Raw genomic sequence first — 16,500 nt, forward strand, 5'->3', positions numbered from 1 at the left:
CCAGCTGAGCTACGGATGCAAAATGGCGGTGAGGCGGGGATTCGAACCCCGGATGCAGCTTTTGACCGCATACTCCCTTAGCAGGGGAGCGCCTTCAGCCTCTCGGCCACCTCACCACACAACGCCTCTTTCGAGTGCTTCGAGCAACTCGTTAAGAGCTTCTCGTCGCTGCGTGGCGCATATATTACTTTCTGGGACTTATAAGTCAAACAATTTTCCACATGCTTTTTTCGTTTGCACAATTCGCACGCAATTCGCATGTAAAAGCCGCAAAGAGAGTGTTTTATAAGCGGATTTTGCAGGCATCTTCACAGAATTGTGTTGAGAGAAGCGCGTCATTTGGATGAGATAAGATTATGAGAGTGGTCAAAAACGAAGCGTTTGAAATAGAACGGTAACTTTATGCAGTAAAAATAGCGGGAGGGTTGCGTCTCGCCCGACAGCGAGACGCGACAATATCAGTAACTGGACTGCTGGGATTTTTCAGCCTGGATACGCTGGTAGATCTCTTCACGGTGGACAGATACTTCTTTAGGAGCGTTAACACCAATACGTACCTGGTTACCCTTTACCCCTAAAACTGTCACGGTGACCTCATCCCCAATCATGAGGGTCTCACCAACTCGACGAGTCAGAATCAGCATTCTTTGCTCCTTGAAAGATTAAAAGAGTCGGGTCTCTTGTATCCCGGCATTATCCATCATATAACGCCAAAAAGTAAGCGATGACAAACACGTAAAGTGTAAGCAGTCACGGCATCACATTCTGTTAAACGTAAGTTTAGCCGATATACACAAACTCAACCTGACTTTATCGTTATCGATAGCGCAGTGAGCAAGACGCCATAACGTTACCGCTATGGCGTCTGCTTGTGCTTTGTAGTTATTACAGTTTCGCGCTTACCCAGCTTTCAACGCTGGCTAATGCCGCGGGAAGTGCCGCCGCATCCGTACCACCGGCTTGCGCCATGTCCGGACGACCGCCACCTTTGCCACCCACCTGCTGGGCGACCATGCCAATCAGTTCCCCTGCTTTGACACGATCCGTCACATCCTTAGAGACGCCCGCAATCAGAGAAACCTTACCCTCTGCGACCGTTGCCAGCACGATAACCGTCGAACCAAGCTGGTTCTTCAGATCGTCGACCATGGTACGCAGCATCTTAGGCTCAACGCCCGCCAGGTCGCTGACCAGCAGTTTGACGCCCTTAATGTCTACCGCTTTGCTGGAGAGGTTTGCGCTCTCCTGCGCCGCAGCCTGTTCTTTCAGCTGCTGGAGTTCTTTTTCCAGCTGACGGGTACGATCCAGCGCGACACGCACTTTCTCGCCCAGGTTCTGGCTATCGCCTTTCAGCAGCTGCGCGATCTCGTGCAGCTGGTCGCTCTGCGCATGCAGGCTGGCAATTGCACCTTCCCCGGTCACCGCCTCAATACGACGCACGCCTGCCGCCGTACCCGACTCGGAAACGATGCGGAACAAGCCGATGTCACCGGTGCGGGATGCGTGAGTACCGCCACACAGTTCGGTAGAGAAGTCGCCCATGCTCAGCACGCGAACGCGGTCGTCATATTTCTCGCCAAACAGCGCCATCGCACCTTTCTTCTTCGCTGCCTCAAGATCCATGATGTGGGTTTCGATTGGCAGGTTACGGCGGATCTGGGCATTCACCAGGTCTTCCACCGCACGAATTTCAGACGGCTTCATCGCTTCAAAATGCGAGAAGTCGAAACGCAGCACTTTGTCGTTAACCAGAGAACCTTTCTGTGCAACGTGCGTACCCAGCACTTCGCGCAGGGCTGCGTGCATCAGGTGGGTTGCCGAGTGGTTCAGACGAATGCGCGCGCGGCGAGCTTCGTCAACGTTGGCCTGAACGCCCTCGCCCACTTTCAGAGAACCGGAAACCAGTTTGCCCTGGTGACCAATTGCCTGACCGTATTTCTGGGTATCGCTTACGCTGAAGCTGAAGCCATTGCCTTTCAGTTCGCCTTTATCGCCAACCTGGCCGCCGGATTCCGCATAGAACGGTGTTTTATCCAGGATAACAACCGCGTCCTGACCTGCGCTAATGCTGTCTACGGCTTTACCGTCAACAAACAGCGCGGTCACGTTGCTGGTCAGAGCCAGCTCTTCGTAGCCTTTAAATTCAGACGCGCTATCAACGCGGATCATCGCGTTGTAGTCCGCGCCAAAACCGCTGGATTCACGCGCACGACGACGCTGCTCTTCCATTGCGGCTTCAAAGCCTGCTTCGTCAACTTTGATGTTGCGCTCGCGGCAAACGTCCGCCGTCAGGTCAACCGGGAAGCCGTAGGTGTCGTACAGGCGGAAAGCGGTTTCGCCATCCAGCGTGTCGCCCTTGAGTTTCGCCAGCTCGTCGTCCAGCAGCGCCAGTCCGCGCTCCAGCGTACGGGCAAACTGCTCTTCTTCGGTTTTCAGAACCTGTTCAACCTGCGCCTGCTGGCGTTTCAGCTCGTCACCGGCAGAGCCCATCACGCCAATCAGTGGCCCAACGAGTTTATAGAAGAAGGTGTCCTTCGCGCCCAGCATGTTGCCATGACGGATCGCACGACGAATGATACGACGCAGCACATAGCCACGGTTTTCATTCGACGGGATAACGCCGTCAGCAATCAGGAACGCACAGGAACGAATATGGTCTGCGATAACGCGCAGTGATTTGTTGTTCAGATCGGTTGCGCCCGTCACTTCGGCAACGGCTTTGATCAGGGTGCTGAACAGGTCAATCTCATAGTTGGAGTTAACGTGTTGCAGAACGGCCGCGATACGCTCAAGACCCATACCGGTATCTACGGACGGTTTTGGCAGCGGCTCCATGGTGCCGTCGGCCTGACGGTTGAACTGCATGAAGACGATGTTCCAGATCTCAATGTAGCGATCGCCATCTTCTTCCGCGCTTCCCGGAGGGCCGCCCCAGATGTGGTCACCATGATCGTAGAAGATCTCGGTGCACGGACCGCAAGGGCCGGTGTCACCCATCTGCCAGAAGTTATCAGACGCGTAAGGCGCGCCTTTGTTGTCACCGATACGGATGATACGTTCACGAGGGATACCCACTTCTTTTTCCCAGATGTCGAACGCTTCGTCATCGGTCTCATACACGGTCACCCACAGACGCTCTTTCGGCAGATTAAACCAGTTTTCACCGGTCAGCAGTTCCCACGCATATTGAATGGCGTCGTGTTTGAAGTAGTCGCCGAAGCTGAAGTTACCCAGCATTTCGAAGAAAGTGTGGTGGCGCGCGGTGTAACCGACGTTTTCCAGATCGTTGTGTTTACCGCCCGCACGCACGCAACGCTGTGAGGTTGTGGCGCGGGAATAATTACGCTTGTCGAGACCAAGGAACACATCCTTGAACTGGTTCATCCCGGCGTTGGTAAACAGCAGAGTCGGGTCATTGTTCGGTACCAGGGAGCTGCTGGCAACAACCTGGTGTCCCTTACTATGGAAAAAATCGAGAAACGCCTGACGGATCTCAGCGGTGCTCTTGCTCATAATTATCCTGAAATCAAGCTAACGAAATGTCGCAGCAGATCTGTATCTGTAAACAGTTGGACGGACCAGCTACTGGAAAAAGTGGGAATAAGATAAGTTTTCTTTAGTGGGAAGTAAAATCCCGCATGCGTTCAATCGGTAAAATTACGCCAGATATCCTGAATATCTTCCATCAGGAAGCCGCGGTAGAGCAAAAAGCGCTGGATTTTAACTTTTTCTGAAAATTCACGCGGCAGCGGCTCACCGTACTTTCGTACCGCCTGCTCACGCGCCAGTTCGCACCAGTCGATTTCACTTTCGCGCATGGCTTTTTCAATCGATTCACGGGCTACACCTTTCTGGTTCAGCTCCTGGCGGATACGCGCTGGCCCATAGCCTTTACGACCACGGCTGGCAAGAAAGCGAGCGGCAAAACGGCCGTCATCCAGATAGTGATGCTCGTAGCACCAGGCAACCACGCGGTCATAATCTTCCGCGGTGGCATCAATGTCTTCCGGACCGTTTTTGCTCATGACGGGCGCTGACAGTTTCCGCCGCAGCTCCTGTTCGCTATGGTCACGCACGGCAAGAATACGCACGGCCCGATCCAGCAAGCGTGAGTAGGCTGGTCGGCGTGATGTCGGTTCACTCATAAAAAACCTGTCGATTCAGAAATGCAAAAAGGGCCGCATCAGCAGCCCTTCATTTTTATCCGAGAGGATTAAAAGTCTTCGTTGGTTTCTTCAGCATCCGCGCCGTCGACCACGAAATCAGGTTTAGAGTCCTGGTTGCTCAGCAGGAGTTCACGCACCTTCTTCTCAATCTCTTTCGCCGCCGCCGGGTTCTCTTTCAGCCAGGAGATAGCATTCGCTTTACCCTGACCAATCTTGTCACCGTTGTAGCTGTACCATGCGCCCGCTTTTTCAATCAGCTTCTCTTTCACGCCCAGGTCAACCAGCTCGCCGAGGAAGTTGATACCTTCGCCGTAGAGGATCTGGAATTCAGCCTGTTTGAACGGTGCTGCGATTTTGTTCTTCACAACCTTCACGCGGGTTTCGCTACCGACGACGTTATCCCCCTCTTTCACCGCGCCGATACGGCGGATATCCAGACGGACAGAAGCGTAGAATTTCAGAGCGTTACCGCCGGTGGTGGTTTCCGGGTTACCGAACATTACACCAATTTTCATACGGATCTGGTTGATGAAGATCAGCAGCGTATTGGACTGCTTCAGGTTACCCGCCAGCTTACGCATCGCCTGGCTCATCATACGTGCCGCGAGGCCCATGTGAGAGTCACCGATTTCACCTTCAATTTCCGCTTTTGGCGTCAGCGCCGCAACGGAGTCGACGATGATCACGTCAACCGCACCTGAGCGCGCCAGCGCGTCACAAATTTCCAGGGCCTGCTCGCCGGTGTCCGGCTGTGAGCACAGCAGGTTGTCGATATCAACGCCCAGTTTACGGGCATAGACCGGGTCCAGCGCGTGCTCGGCATCGATAAACGCACAGGTTTTACCTTCGCGCTGTGCCGCCGCAACAACCTGCAACGTCAGGGTGGTTTTACCCGAGGATTCCGGACCGTAGATTTCTACGATACGGCCCATCGGTAAACCGCCAGCGCCCAGTGCGATATCAAGAGAAAGCGAACCAGTGGAGATAGTTTCCACGTCCATGGAACGGTCTTCACCCAGGCGCATGATGGAGCCTTTACCGAATTGCTTTTCGATCTGGCCCAGTGCTGCCGCCAACGCTTTCTGTTTGTTTTCGTCGATAGCCATTATTACTCCTGTCATGCCGGGAGAAGCAACTGCGCTTCACCATGGACTTCTGTTCTGTTGAGGCAATTATACTGTATAGTCATACAGTATCAAGTATTTTGTAGAAATTGTTGCCAGAGCGTTTTTAACGCATATTCCGTTGCCTGACGACGCACGCTTTCGCGATCGCCGCTGAAGCATTCCCGGCGGGTGATCCCTTCACCTTTTGAGGTGGCAAAGCCAAACCAGACGGTGCCGACAGGCTTCACGTCGCTGCCGCCGTCCGGCCCCGCGATACCGCTGATGGAGATAGCGTAATCTGCGCGCGCCTCTTTCAGCGCGCCAATCGCCATTTCGATCACCACCGGCTCGCTGACCGCGCCATGCTGCTCAAGCGTGGCTTCACGCACGCCAATCATCTGCGCTTTAGCCTCGTTACTGTAGGTCACAAAGCCGCGTTCAAACCAGGCGGAACTGCCAGCAATATCGGTAATTGCTTTCGCCACCCAGCCGCCGGTGCAGGATTCTGCGGTCGTAAGAGTCGCGCCGCGCTGTTTCAGCGCCAGCCCCACCACTTCGCTTAGCTGCATCAATTCATGGTCAGTCATTCTCGCTCCAGGCCTTAGAAAAACATGCAGCACAAGATAGCACTTTCTCATCAAATATGGGGATGCGCGTCGGGTTTTACGAGGGGGCTTCAGAAAAAAGCCGATGCGGGCGCACCGGCCAGAGAGACGCTTATTTCATGCTGTTAGCGAGGGTGTCTACATTGTGGCGAAACGCCTTGACGTAGGTGTCCGCCACGCCGCCCTTCGCGGACAGCGCTTCCGGGTAAAGTTCACCGCCCGGCTGGGCGCCCGTGGCGGTCGCAATCTGCTTCACCAGGCGCGGGTCAAGCTGGTTTTCCATAAACCAGGTTTTCACGCCGTCAGCTTTAATCTGATTGATGATCTCCGCCACCTGCGCCGCGCTGGCTTCACTCTCAGACGACAGCCCCTGCGGCGCCATAAACGTCACGCCGTAGGCGCGGCTGAAATAGCCGAAAGCGTCGTGGCTGGTCAGCACTTTGCGCTTCGCCTGTGGGATGTCGCTGAAACGCTTTTTAGCCCAACCGTCCAGCTGAGAGAGCTGCGCAATATAGGGTTTACCGGTAGCTTCAAGCGCCGCCGTATCTTCAGGATCGGCCTTCACCAGCCCTGAGAGAATATTTTGCGCATACAGCGCGCCGTTCGCCGCGCTGTTCCACGCGTGCGGATCGGTCACGGTTTTACCGTCCTCTTCCAGCGTGTGCGTTTTCACGCCGTCCGAAGCAACCACCAGCTGGCCTTTGAATCCGGAGGCTTTCACCAGACGATCGAGCCAGCCCTCCAGCCCCAGCCCATTGACCACCACCACGTCAGCTTTACTCAACGCCGCGCTGTCTTTGGGCGAGGGTTCGAAAGTATGGGGATCACCGTCCGGCCCCACCAGCGTCGTCACCTTCACACGATCGCCGCCAACCTGCTGCGTGATGTCTCCCAGGATGGAAAAGCTGGTCACCACATTAAGCGTTTTCGCCATTACGCCGTGCGTCATCATGCCGAGCGCGAGCGCCACGGCTAACCCTGTACGTTTCATCGTTTCCCCTTGCGTTAAAAAAGCGCCCGCAGGCTATCCGCCAGCCTGCTGCGCGTGCCAAATAAAACGGAAATAAAGAACAATGCGCTGGCGGTCAGCACAATGGAGGGCCCGGCGGGCAGACTCACTGCCCAGGAAAGGCTTAAGCCCAGCCACGCGCAAAAAATACCGCTGATACCCGCCATCAGAAGTAACCCTGGCAGGGTGCGCACCCAGCAGCGTGCCGCCACGGCGGGCAACATCATCAGCCCGACGGCCATCAACGTGCCGAGCACCTGAAAACCGGCCACCAGGTTGAGCACCAGCAGCGCCAGAAACAGACCGTGTAACATCCCGGGCAGCCAGCGCGCGTTCACCTGCAACCACGCGGTATCGAACGCTTCGCTGACCAGCCCACGATAAAACATCGCCAGCGTGAGGAGCGTGAACATGCAAACGCCCGTCACGAACAGGGCTGACGCGCTATCCACGGCGAGAATGGAGCCAAACAAAAGATGAAGCAGATCGACATTTGAACCGCGCAGCGACACCAGCGTGACGCCCAGCGCCAGGGAACCCAGGTAAAACCCCGCGAAGCTGGCATCCTCTTTAAGGGGCGTGCGGCGGCTGACCAGCCCGGCCACCAGCGCAACGGCGATCCCGGCAATAAACCCGCCGACAGTCATTGCCAGCAGCGACATACCGCTGAGCAGATAGCCCACCGCGACACCCGGCAAAATGGCATGAGAAAGGGCGTCCCCCATCAGGCTCATCCGACGCAGCTGAAGGAATACCCCCAGCGCCGTGGTGCTGACGGAGAGCGCCAGGCAAACCACAAGTGCACGGCGCATAAAGCCGTACTCAATAAACGGCTGGAAGAATGTATGCCAGATCATGCCACCCTCACCCGCTCGGTTTTCCATTGGGGAATATCAGCGTCCAGACGTAACGTCTGCGGGAAGTGACGTGCTACGCGCTCGCTGTCATGCAGAACCGCCAGTAGGGTCTGCCCCTGCATATACATCTCCAGCATCAGATCCATCAGCACGTTGCAGGTCGCTTCATCAACGCCGGTGAAGGGTTCGTCCAGCATCACCAGCGGTACCTGCTGCACTAAAACGCGGGCAAACAGCATGCGCTGAAATTGCCCGCCGGAGAGTTCATCGATGGTGGATAACGCCATGGACGCCAGCCCCACGCGCTCAAGCGCGCCGGCAATGCGCATGCGGGTATCCCGACGAAAACCGGCAAATAGCGAGATTTCTGGCCAGCAGCCCATGCTCACCACGTCCTGCACGGTCAGAGGAAATTGCGCCTCCAGCGCGTGACGCTGCGCCAGCCAGCCCACCACCGGACGTCTCCCCTGCCAGCGAAACGTACCGCTGACGGGCGGAAGAAAGCCAGCGAGCGTTTTCAGCAGCGTGGATTTGCCGCAGCCGTTGGCCCCGACGATGGCGGTCATGCTCCCGCGTTCAATCACGCCGGACAGTGCGCGCGTAACGGGCTGGCGATCGTAACCCGCCACCAGGTCGTTCATCACGATCATGGCAACGCCACCGCCCAGCGCACGGCCAGGCCGAGAAACAGAATGAGCACCAGCGCCAGCAGCAGCCGAACCGGGGATGAGAGAGAAAACAGGGACATGGGCATTTCAATTCAAAATTATGTTATAACATAACAATAATGAAAGACGATTAAGATGTAAACGGCGGGAGTGAAATGGGAATGTGGCGAAATGTTTCTGCAAACTTCCCTCTCCCGTGGGAGAGGGTCAGGGTGAGGGCATCAGGCCGCACCGTGCGGGCAGCCATGCCGGGTGGCGGCGTTGCCTTACCCGGCCTACCCGTCGGGGTAACTTACTGGCTAAACGGTGACGCTGCCGGCACACGCGCCTGAGACACCGCCAGCCCCAGCTGCCACACCGCCATCGCATAGTGCGTGCTGTGGTTGTAGCGGGTAATTGTGTAGAAGTTCGGCAGTCCGAACCAGTACTGATAACCGGTTCCGACATCCAGGCGCAGCAGGCTCACCTGGTCAACATTGCCCAGCGGCTGCGACGGCGTTAAGCCTGCCGCTGCAAGCTGCGCAACGCTGTATTTGGTTTTAAATCCGTTTTCCAGACCAAACGCCTCGCCGTTTGCCTGCACCGCCACCTGGCCGCCCGGCGTCCAGCCGTGCGCTTTGAAGTAGTTGGCCACGCTGCCAATGGCGTCTTCGGGATCCCACAGGTTGATGTGACCATCCCCGTTAAAATCTACCGCGTACTGCTTATAGGAGGACGGCATAAACTGGCCGTAGCCCATCGCACCGGCGAACGACCCTTTCAGATCTAACGGATCGTCCTGTTCGTCTCGCGCCATCAGCAGGAAGGTTTCCAGTTCAGAGGAGAAATACTCGGCGCGGCGCGGGTAGTTGAAGGAGAGCGTCGCCAGCGCATCGAGGATGCGGGTTTTACCCATAATGCGTCCCCAGCGAGTCTCGACCCCAATAATACCGACGATGATCTCCGGCGGCACGCCATAGACCTGCCACGCGCGGTTCAGGGCGTCTTCATACTGATTCCAGAACACCACGCCATTTTGCACGTTGTCCGGGGTAATAAACTGTTTGCGATAGCGCAGCCACGCCCCGTTTGGCCCGGTCGGCACCTGGGCCGTCGGCGCCTGCCTGTCCATCAGGCGCAGCACGTAGTCCAGACGCTTCGCCTGAGACAAAATAGCATGCAGCTGCTGGCGATCAAAACCGTGCTTGCTCACCATTTTATCGATGAACTGTTCGGCCGCAGGGTTATTCGCGAAGTCGCCGCCCATCTGCATCATATTGTGCTGCGGCTCAAGCAGAAACCCGCCGGAAGGCGCGCCCGCCGTTTGTTGAACAGCTTCAGTCCTGGGTTTGCTACTACAGGCGGACAGGAGAATAAGCGCAGGTAACAGCGCTGCATAACGACGCTTGAACATGTGGCATCCATTTAACGAGTTCGGTAAGAACCCAGTATGGTAAAGCATCCGCAACACCTCAAGGAAGCGGTACACACCTCCCCAACGCAAATCCGCGCTTTTTTCCATCGAAAATCATTCGCCCCACCAATTATCTTTCAAATTAATCCATTTTTCTTTCATTGTGAGATCTAATTAACACTTTAAAAGCTTTCAATTTGATTATTATTAGCCCCGAACAGACAAAAACAAACGCCCTACAGGAGAGAAGAATGATAGAAACCATCACCCACGGCGCCGAGTGGTTCATCGGGCTTTTTCAGAAAGGCGGCGAGGTATTCACCGGCATGGTGACCGGGATCCTGCCCCTGCTGATCAGCCTGCTGGTAATCATGAACGCGCTGATTAACTTTATCGGCCAGCAGCGTATTGAACGCTTCGCCCAGCGCTGCGCCGGAAACCCGCTGTCCCGCTACCTGATCCTGCCCTTCATCGGCACCTTTGTGTTCTGCAACCCGATGACCTTAAGCCTCGGCCGCTTTATGCCAGAGAAGTACAAGCCGAGCTATTACGCCGCCGCCTCCTACAGTTGCCATTCCATGAACGGCCTGTTCCCGCACATCAACCCCGGCGAGCTGTTCGTTTATCTCGGGATCGCCAGCGGCCTTACCACGCTTGGCCTGCCGCTCGGCCCGCTGGCGGTGAGCTACCTGCTGGTCGGTCTGGTCACCAACTTCTTCCGCGGCTGGGTGACGGATCTCACCACCGCCATTTTTGAGAAAAAAATGGGCATCCAGCTTGAACAGAAAGTCCATCTTTCAGGAGCTACAGCATGAACCGGATCCGCATTGAGAAAGGCACGGGCGGCTGGGGCGGCCCGCTGGAGTTCGACGCCACCGAAGGCAAAAAGATTGTGTACATCACCGCGGGCACGCGCCCGGCGATCGTCGACAGGCTGCACGAGCTGACCGGCTGGGAAGCGGTCGACGGCTTCAAGGAAGGCGAACCGCCGGAAGCGGAAATCGGCGTGGCGGTGATCGACTGCGGCGGCACGCTGCGCTGCGGCATCTATCCGAAGCGCCGCATTCCGACGGTAAATATTCACTCCACCGGGAAATCCGGCCCGCTGGCGCAGTACATCCTTGAGGATATTTATGTCTCTGGGGTGAAGGAGGACAACATCACGCTGGTGAATGGCACATCCGCGCCGCAAAAAGCGGCCCCGCGCGAGTACGACACCAGCAAAAAAATCACCGAGCAGAGCGATGGCCTGCTGGCGAAGGTCGGGATGGGGATGGGGTCCGCCGTGGCGGTGCTGTTCCAGTCCGGGCGCGACACCATCGACACGGTGCTGAAAACCATTCTGCCGTTTATGGCGTTCGTCTCGGCGTTGATCGGTATCATCATGGCCTCCGGCCTCGGCGACTGGATTGCCCGCGGCCTCGCCCCGCTCGCCAGCCACCCGCTCGGCCTGGTGACGCTGGCGCTGATCTGCTCCTTCCCGCTGCTGTCGCCGTTTCTCGGCCCGGGCGCGGTGATTGCCCAGGTCATCGGCGTGCTGATTGGCGTACAGATTGGTCTGGGCAACATTCCCCCGCACCTCGCTCTGCCAGCCCTTTTTGCCATTAACGCTCAGGCGGCGTGCGACTTCATCCCCGTCGGGCTGTCGCTGGCGGAAGCACGTCAGGACACCGTGCGCGTGGGCGTCCCCTCCGTGCTGGTGAGCCGCTTCCTGACGGGCGCGCCCACGGTGCTGATTGCCTGGTTTGTCTCCGGCTTTATTTATCAATAAGAGGTTCCTGCCATGACCGTGATTTACCAGACCACCATTACCCGCATCGGCCAGAGCGCGGCCGATGCGCTGAGCGACCAGATGCTGATCACCTTCCGCGAAGGGGCGCCTGCGGATATCGAAGAGTTTTGCTTTATCCACTGCCACGGCGAGCTAAACGGCGAGCTGAAGGCCGGGAGCCAGCTTGAGCTGGGCGAGGTGCGCTATGCCGTGACCGCCGTCGGCGACGTCGCTGAACAAAACCTGCGCGAGCTGGGGCACATCACCCTGCGTTTTGACGGGCAGCCGCAGGCGGAGTATCCCGGCACGGTTCACGTTGAGGGGCCGGTTCCGCAGGCTGTCACACCAGGCTGTACGTTAAAATTTGTTGCGTAATTAAGGAGAAACACATGAGTCAGGTTGCCGTTGTCATTGGTGGGGGACAAACCTTAGGCGAGTTCCTCTGCCGTGGGCTTGCCGCAGAGGGTTACCGCGTGGCGGTTGTGGACATTCAGAGTGAAAAAGCCGCCCGCGTGGCGGACGCCATCAACACCGAGTTTGGCGAAGGGATGGCGTACGGATTTGGTGCCGACGCCACCAGCGAGCAGAGCGTGATGGCGCTGGCCCGCGGCGTAGATGAGATATTTGGGCGTATCGACCTGCTGGTCTACAGCGCGGGGATCGCGAAAGCGGCCTTTATCAGCGATTTCGAACTGGGGGATTTTGACCGCTCGTTGCAGGTGAATCTGGTGGGCTATTTCCTCTGCGCCCGTGAGTTTTCCAGGCTGATGATCCGCGATGGTATTCAGGGGCGCATCATTCAGATCAACTCGAAATCCGGGAAAGTGGGCAGCAAGCACAACTCCGGCTACAGCGCGGCGAAGTTTGGCGGCGTGGGGCTGACGCAGTCTCTGGCGCTGGATCTGGCCGAATACGGCATCACCGTTCACTCGCTGATGCTGGGTAACCTGTTGAAATCGCCGATGTTCCAGTCCCTGCTGCCGCAGTACGCCTCCAAGCTCGGCATCAAAGCTGAAGAAGTGGAGCAGTACTACATCGACAAAGTGCCGCTCAAGCGCGGGTGTGATTATCAGGACGTGCTGAACATGCTGCTGTTTTACGCCAGCCCGAAAGCCTCGTACTGCACCGGGCAGTCGATTAACGTCACCGGTGGGCAGGTGATGTTCTGATCGAGCGGCCTGATGCCCTCACCCTAACCCTCTCCCACCGGGAGAGGGAACAAAACAAGGAGCCGATATGGTAACCGCATTAATCACCGTCGCCGCCCTCGCCTGGATCTGCCAGATGGCGTTTGGCGGCTGGCAAATCCATCAGTTTAACCGCGCCTTTGACGCCCTGTGCCAAAAAGGCCGTGTGGGCGTCGGGCGTTCCGGCGGACGCTTCAAACCGCGGGTTGTCGTCGCTGTTGCGCTGGATGAAAACAATAAGGTCTGCGATTCCCTCATCATGCGCGGCATGACCGTCTTTGCCCGCCCGGTGAAAATCCAGGCGATCAACGGCATGTTGCTGCATGAATTACAACCTGATGTGATCTTCCCCCATGATTCACTCTGTCAGAATGCACTATCATTAGCGCTTAATCTGAAACATGGATAATTTCGTTGTGAAAGTTATAAACTTGCGGAATTATCATTTCGCAACGTAAGGAACGAAGCGCCTATGAAACCACGTCAGCGGCAGGCGGCCATACTTGAGCATCTGCAAAAGCAGGGAAAGTGCTCGGTAGAGGATCTGGCCCACTACTTTGACACCACCGGCACGACAATACGCAAGGACCTGGTGTTGCTCGAAAACTCCGGCGCCGTCATTCGTACCTACGGCGGCGTGGTGCTCAATAAAGACGAAGCCGACCCGCCTATCGATCACAAGACGCTGATTAATACGCACCAGAAAGCGCTGATTGCCGAAGCTGCGGTCAAATTTATCCAGGACGGCGATTCCATCATCCTCGACGCTGGCAGTACCGTCCTACAGATGATCCCGCTGCTCAGCCGCTTTAATAACATCACCGTGATGACCAACAGCCTGCACATCGTCAATGCGCTGTCAGAGTTCGACAGCGAGCAGACCATCCTGATGCCCGGTGGCACCTTCCGTAAAAAATCCGCGTCGTTTCACGGGCAGCTGGCGGAGAATGCCTTCGACCACTTCAGCTTCGATAAGCTGTTTATGGGCACGGACGGCATCGACCTCAACGCGGGCGTGACCACCTTCAACGAGGTGTTCAGCGTCAGCAAAGCGATGTGCAACGCCGCGCGGGAAGTGATTTTGATGGCGGACTCGTCGAAGTTTGGCCGTAAAAGCCCCAACATTGTCTGTAGCCTTGAAAGCGTCGATAAGCTGATTACCGACGCAGGTATCGATCCGGCATTTAAAAAAGCGCTGGAAGCGAAGGGCATCGACGTGATCGTAACCGGAGAGAAAAATGAGTGATTTTCTGTTAAACGCAGGCCGCCAGACTCTGCTGCTGGAGCTACAGGAAGCCAGCCGCCTGCCGGAGCGTCTGGGTGAGGATTTTGTTCGTGCAGCCAACACCATTATCCACTGCGAGGGCAAAGTGATCGTGGCGGGTATCGGTAAATCCGGTCATATCGGCAAGAAGATTGCCGCGACGCTTGCCAGCACCGGCACACCGGCGTTCTTCGTGCATCCTGCCGAAGCGCTGCACGGCGATCTGGGGATGATCGAAAGCCGCGACGTGATGCTGTTTATCTCCTACTCCGGTTCAGCCAAAGAGCTGGATCTCATCATCCCTCGCCTGCAAGAAAAATCGGTGGCCCTGTTAGCGATGACCGGCAAATCCCGTTCGCCGCTGGCGCTGGCCGCGAAAGCAACGCTGGATATTTCCGTTGAGCGCGAAGCCTGCCCGATGCACCTGGCACCGACCTCCAGCACCGTCAACACGCTGATGATGGGCGACGCGCTGGCGATGGCGGTGATGCAGGCGCGCGGTTTTAATGAGGAAGATTTCGCCCGTTCCCATCCTGCTGGCGCGCTTGGGGCACGTCTGCTCAACAAGGTTCACCACCTGATGCGCACGGACGATGCCATTCCTCAGGTCAAACTCGACACCAGCGTGATGGACGCCATGCTGGAGCTGAGCCGCACCGGGCTGGGGCTGGTTGCGGTATGCGACAACGACCGTCAGGTGAAGGGCGTCTTCACCGACGGCGACCTGCGCCGCTGGCTGGTGGGCGGCGGCAAGCTGGAGGCGCGGGTATCCGAAGCAATGACCCGGGGCGGGCTGACGCTGAATGCCGACAGCCGCGCCATTGAAGCCAAAGAGGTGCTGATGAAGCGCAAAATCACCGCTGCGCCGGTGGTGGACGAGCACGGCAGGCTGTGCGGCGCGATCAACCTGCAAGACTTCTACCAGGCGGGGATTATTTAACCCTTAAGCCCCAGACGTTTCGCCAGCCTGTGAAGGTTGGCGACGTCCATCTCCAGCGCCCGCGCGCATGCCGCCCAGCTGCGGTTATTCTGCTCCAGGGCGCGGGTGATCATCTGGCGCTGGAACGCATCCGTCGCCTCGCGCAGGTTTTCGTTCACGCTCTCAGGTATCACTGGCTTCACGGACGGCGTCGTTTCCTCATGCAGCGCGAAATGGCGCGCATGAATAACCACTTCATCCCCCGAACGCGTAGCCCGCGCCAGCACCACCGCGCGGTGAATCGCATGTTCCAGTTCACGCACGTTACCCGGCCAGCCGTAGCTCAGCAGGTGCGTCCTCGCGCCGGGGCTTAGCACCACGCGGGAAAGCCCCATTTTGAGCCGACACTGTTCGCAGAAAAAGCCCGCCAGCAGCACCACATCATCGCCCCGCTCGCGCAGCGGCGGCACCGTGAGCGGGAACACGCTCAGACGGTGGAACAGATCGGCGCGGAAATTGCCCGCCAGCACCTCTTCGCGCAGATCGCGGTTCGTCGCCGCCAGCACGCGCACATCCACGCGTAAGCTGCGATCGTCACCCACGCGTTGAATATCGCCATACTGCAACACCCGCAGCAGTTTGGCCTGGAGCGAAAGGGAGAGTTCGCCAATTTCATCGAGGAACAGCGTGCCGTTATCAGCCATTTCGAACTTGCCGCTGCGGTTGCTGATCGCCCCGGTAAAGGCCCCTTTGACGTGTCCGAACAGCTCGCTTTCCGCCACGCTTTCCGGCAGCGCCGCGCAGTTGAGATACACCAGCGGGTTCACCGCACGGGGCGAGGCTTCGTGGATCGCTTTCGCCACCAGCTCTTTACCGGTGCCGGTCTCCCCGAAGATCAGCACGTTCAAATCAGACGCGGCGACAATCTCAATCTCTTTTTTAAGCTGCGCCATGCCCGGCGAAAGGCCAATCATTTCGGTGTGCGCCACCTGCTCAAACGCCGTCGGGCTACCCGGAAGAATATTCTGGCTCTCCAGCTGTTCTATCAGCAGGGCGTTGTTCAGCGCCCCGGCCGCCAGCGCGGCAATCAGCCGTAGCTCTTCGTCGCTGAAGGTATCGAACTGATCCGGCGACATGCCATCGAGGGTTAACGCGCCAATCAGGTTCTGCCCGGCAAACAGCGGCAGGCCGATACAGGCGTGAACCTTCAGGCTCTCCTGGCCGGGGATCAGGCCGTCGTACGGATCGGGCAGATCGCTGTCTGCCGGGAAACGCACCACGTCACCCGCACGGGCGATGGTTTCCAGACGCGGGTGGCCCTCCAGGGTAAAGCGCCGCCCGAGTACGTCCTTCGCCAGACCGTCGATAGCCAGCGGAATAAACTGCCGCCCTTCGTAACGCAGCAGCGCCGAGGCATCGCAATCCAGCACGTGGCGCAACGTGGAGATCAGCCGTTGAAAGCGGTCCTGATGACCAATACCGGTTTGCAGTTCTATGGCGATCTTCGCCAGCACATCTACGGAAAAGCTCATCTCTGCCTCACTGTCATTTTGAC

General features: G+C 57.4%; 17 protein-coding genes and 1 tRNA gene. 7 read left to right on the forward strand and 11 right to left on the reverse strand.

Annotation, left to right across the window (positions count from 1 at the left end; all coding sequences use genetic code 11):
* Positions 1 to 23 precede the first annotated feature (23 nt).
* From CKK19_RS11325 to mltB, 10 genes are all read right to left on the reverse strand, one after another.
* A tRNA-Ser gene (locus tag CKK19_RS11325) sits at positions 24 to 116 on the reverse strand.
* Positions 117 to 458: 342 nt separating this feature from the next.
* Entirely contained in the window at positions 459 to 644 is a 186-nt protein-coding gene (gene csrA, locus CKK19_RS11330) for a carbon storage regulator CsrA (protein WP_000906486.1), read from the reverse strand.
* 241 nt (positions 645 to 885) lie between these two features.
* On the reverse strand, positions 886 to 3,513 hold the full coding sequence (alaS, locus tag CKK19_RS11335; RefSeq protein WP_022649139.1) for an alanine--tRNA ligase: 2,628 nt from the start codon (positions 3,511 to 3,513) through the stop codon (positions 886 to 888).
* Between the two features lie 131 nt (positions 3,514 to 3,644).
* Positions 3,645 to 4,145, reverse strand: coding sequence for a recombination regulator RecX (gene recX / locus CKK19_RS11340; protein ID WP_017382782.1), 501 nt, complete (start codon positions 4,143 to 4,145; stop codon positions 3,645 to 3,647).
* 68 nt (positions 4,146 to 4,213) lie between these two features.
* Positions 4,214 to 5,272 carry a recombinase RecA gene (recA, locus tag CKK19_RS11345; RefSeq protein WP_022649140.1) on the reverse strand — a complete coding sequence of 353 codons (1,059 nt, stop codon included), beginning with the start codon at positions 5,270 to 5,272 and terminating at the stop codon, positions 4,214 to 4,216.
* A gap of 89 nt (positions 5,273 to 5,361) precedes the next feature.
* The gene (gene pncC, locus CKK19_RS11350; RefSeq protein ID WP_003862172.1) at positions 5,362 to 5,859 is read right to left on the reverse strand and encodes a nicotinamide-nucleotide amidase; all 498 of its coding nucleotides are present in this window, start codon (positions 5,857 to 5,859) and stop codon (positions 5,362 to 5,364) included.
* A 130-nt stretch (positions 5,860 to 5,989) separates the two neighbouring features.
* Complete coding sequence (locus tag CKK19_RS11355) at positions 5,990 to 6,868, reverse strand: metal ABC transporter substrate-binding protein (RefSeq protein ID WP_022649141.1); 879 nt, start codon at positions 6,866 to 6,868, stop codon at positions 5,990 to 5,992.
* A 14-nt stretch (positions 6,869 to 6,882) separates the two neighbouring features.
* Positions 6,883 to 7,743 (reverse strand): metal ABC transporter permease, encoded by an 861-nt coding sequence (locus CKK19_RS11360; protein WP_022649142.1) that lies wholly within the window; start codon positions 7,741 to 7,743, stop codon positions 6,883 to 6,885.
* Positions 7,740 to 8,393, reverse strand: coding sequence for a metal ABC transporter ATP-binding protein (locus tag CKK19_RS11365; RefSeq protein WP_063853170.1), 654 nt, complete (start codon positions 8,391 to 8,393; stop codon positions 7,740 to 7,742). The genes CKK19_RS11360 and CKK19_RS11365 overlap by 4 nt, the downstream gene beginning before the upstream one ends.
* A 310-nt stretch (positions 8,394 to 8,703) precedes the next feature.
* Positions 8,704 to 9,804 carry a lytic murein transglycosylase B gene (gene mltB, locus CKK19_RS11370; RefSeq protein ID WP_022649145.1) on the reverse strand — a complete coding sequence of 367 codons (1,101 nt, stop codon included), beginning with the start codon at positions 9,802 to 9,804 and terminating at the stop codon, positions 8,704 to 8,706.
* 251 nt (positions 9,805 to 10,055) lie between these two features.
* Between mltB and srlA the strand changes: the two genes are divergently transcribed.
* The 7 genes from srlA to gutQ all read left to right on the forward strand — a co-directional run bounded on the left by srlA (position 10,056) and on the right by gutQ (position 14,966).
* A complete protein-coding gene (gene srlA / locus CKK19_RS11375; RefSeq protein WP_003862164.1) occupies positions 10,056 to 10,619 on the forward strand; it encodes a PTS glucitol/sorbitol transporter subunit IIC in 564 nt (187 codons plus the stop codon).
* A complete protein-coding gene (locus CKK19_RS11380; protein ID WP_225455141.1) occupies positions 10,616 to 11,575 on the forward strand; it encodes a PTS glucitol/sorbitol transporter subunit IIB in 960 nt (319 codons plus the stop codon). The genes srlA and CKK19_RS11380 overlap by 4 nt, the downstream gene beginning before the upstream one ends.
* 12 nt (positions 11,576 to 11,587) lie before the next feature.
* The gene (gene srlB / locus CKK19_RS11385; RefSeq protein ID WP_063147464.1) at positions 11,588 to 11,950 is read left to right on the forward strand and encodes a PTS glucitol/sorbitol transporter subunit IIA; all 363 of its coding nucleotides are present in this window, start codon (positions 11,588 to 11,590) and stop codon (positions 11,948 to 11,950) included.
* 14 nt (positions 11,951 to 11,964) lie between these two features.
* Positions 11,965 to 12,744, forward strand: a complete 780-nt coding sequence (gene srlD / locus CKK19_RS11390) for a sorbitol-6-phosphate dehydrogenase (RefSeq protein ID WP_023298456.1) — start codon at positions 11,965 to 11,967, stop codon at positions 12,742 to 12,744.
* A 67-nt stretch (positions 12,745 to 12,811) separates the two neighbouring features.
* Complete coding sequence (gene gutM / locus CKK19_RS11395; protein ID WP_063853171.1) at positions 12,812 to 13,171, forward strand: transcriptional regulator GutM; 360 nt, start codon at positions 12,812 to 12,814, stop codon at positions 13,169 to 13,171.
* Between the two features lie 63 nt (positions 13,172 to 13,234).
* Entirely contained in the window at positions 13,235 to 14,008 is a 774-nt protein-coding gene (srlR, locus tag CKK19_RS11400) for a glucitol operon DNA-binding transcriptional repressor SrlR (RefSeq protein ID WP_015571676.1), read from the forward strand.
* On the forward strand, positions 14,001 to 14,966 hold the full coding sequence (gutQ, locus tag CKK19_RS11405; protein ID WP_023298458.1) for an arabinose-5-phosphate isomerase GutQ: 966 nt from the start codon (positions 14,001 to 14,003) through the stop codon (positions 14,964 to 14,966). Before srlR ends, gutQ begins: the two co-directional genes overlap by 8 nt.
* Here the strand turns inward: gutQ and norR are convergent.
* Positions 14,963 to 16,477, reverse strand: a complete 1,515-nt coding sequence (norR, locus tag CKK19_RS11410; protein ID WP_023298459.1) for a nitric oxide reductase transcriptional regulator NorR — start codon at positions 16,475 to 16,477, stop codon at positions 14,963 to 14,965. The two genes, gutQ and norR, sit on opposite strands and share 4 nt — an antisense overlap.
* Between the last annotated feature and the right edge of the window lie 23 nt (positions 16,478 to 16,500).

It is taken from the genome of Enterobacter sp. CCUG 70166 (assembly GCF_020224095.1).
GTDB classification, from domain to species: domain Bacteria; phylum Pseudomonadota; class Gammaproteobacteria; order Enterobacterales; family Enterobacteriaceae; genus Enterobacter; species Enterobacter intestinihominis.